This is a genomic window from Streptomyces sp. NRRL WC-3549 (genome assembly GCF_000721935.1).
Classification (GTDB): domain Bacteria; phylum Actinomycetota; class Actinomycetes; order Streptomycetales; family Streptomycetaceae; genus Streptomyces.
Map to the genome: position 1 here is coordinate 67,745 of NZ_KL585388.1, position 1,649 is coordinate 69,393.

2 protein-coding genes are annotated in these 1,649 nt (G+C 71.3%); both read left to right on the forward strand.

The genetic code is table 11. From position 1 onward, the window contains the following. The first annotated feature begins 121 nt into the window (after positions 1–121). Complete coding sequence (locus IH13_RS0106765) at positions 122–550, forward strand: Rieske (2Fe-2S) protein (RefSeq protein ID WP_031081921.1); 429 nt, start codon at positions 122–124, stop codon at positions 548–550. Between the two features lie 70 nt (positions 551–620). Then, positions 621–1,649: excinuclease ABC subunit UvrC (gene uvrC / locus IH13_RS0106770; RefSeq protein WP_063837408.1), on the forward strand; the 1,029-nt coding region annotated here is incomplete at its 3' end.

The window sequence follows — 1,649 nt, forward strand, 5'->3', positions numbered from 1 at the left end:
TTTCCCGCCGGTATCGTCAGGTCTGTCGCCGACGCCTTCGGGTGCGGCCGTGCCCGGTCCCCGTGGCACCGGCGCCCCGGCGCCGTCACGGCATCCCGTCCCGCCGACCAGTGGAGACCGCATGTCCGGCCTGCCCGCCGCCCGCCGTACCGTACTGAAGGGCGCCGCTCTCGCCGGTGCCGCCGGGCTGGGGGCGGCCGCCTGCTCGACCGACTCCAAGCTCGGCCACGCCAAGACCCCGACGCCCACCGCTCCCGTGGAGCTCGGCTCCCCGGACGAGGTGCCGGTCGGCGGGGCGAAGCTCTACCGGGAGCAGCGGGTGGTCGTGAGCTGCCCGGCAAAGGGCCGGTACAAGGCCTTCAGCGCGCAGTGCACCCACGCCGGCTGCGTCCTGGACAAGGTCGAGGGCAACGAGGGCAACTGCCCGTGCCACGGCAGCCGGTTCGACGTGACCACGGGCGAGGCCCTGCACGGACCGGCCACCGTGCCGCTGCCGTCCGTCCCGGTCAAGGTCGAGGGCGGCAGGCTCGTGGCGGGGCCCGACGCCTGACCGCTCGCAGCGGGGCCGCCTTCCCCCGTGGAATGCCGTTGTGTCACTGCCCGCAAGTAGGGTGTGAGACATGGCAGACCCCTCCAGCTACCGCCCCAAGCCGGGACAGATCCCCGACTCCCCGGGGGTCTACAAATTCCGCGACGAGCACCGCCGGGTGATCTACGTCGGGAAGGCGAAGAACCTGCGCCAGCGCCTGGCCAACTACTTCCAGGACCTCGCCGGCCTGCACCCGCGGACCCGCACCATGGTCACCACGGCCGCCTCCGTCGAGTGGACCGTCGTCTCCACCGAGGTCGAGGCGCTGCAGCTGGAGTACTCCTGGATCAAGGAGTTCGACCCCCGGTTCAACGTCAAGTACCGCGACGACAAGAGCTACCCCTACCTCGCGGTCACGCTGAACGAGGAGTTCCCGCGTGTCCAGGTCATGCGCGGCGCCAAGAAGAAGGGCGTCCGCTACTTCGGCCCGTACGGCCACGCCTGGGCCATCCGCGAGACGGTCGACCTGATGCTCCGGGTCTTCCCCGTGCGCACGTGCTCCGCCGGTGTCTTCAAGAACGCCGAGCGCACGGGCCGGCCCTGCCTCCTGGGATACATCGGCAAGTGCTCGGCCCCCTGTGTCGGACGGGTCACCCCCCAGGAGCACCGCGAGCTGGCCGAGGACTTCTGCGACTTCATGGCCGGCCGTACGGGCACCTACATCCGCCGCCTGGAGAAGGACATGATGCGGGCGGCCGAAGACATGGAGTACGAGCGTGCGGCCCGGCTGCGGGACGACGCCGAGGCGCTCAAGCGCGCCATGGAGAAGAGCGCCGTCGTCCTCGCGGACGCGACCGACGCCGACCTCATCGCCGTCGCCGAGGACGAGCTCGAAGCCGCCGTCCAGATCTTCCACGTCCGCGGCGGGCGGGTGCGCGGCCAGCGCGGCTGGGTCACGGACAAGGTCGAGGCCGTCGACACGGCGGGCCTCGTCGAGCACGCGCTCCAGCAGCTGTACGGGGAGGAGTCCGGCGACGCCGTGCCCAAGGAGGTCCTCGTCCCGGCCCTGCCCGACGAGGCGGAAGCCGTCTCCCAGTGGCCTGTCTCTTATACACATCTC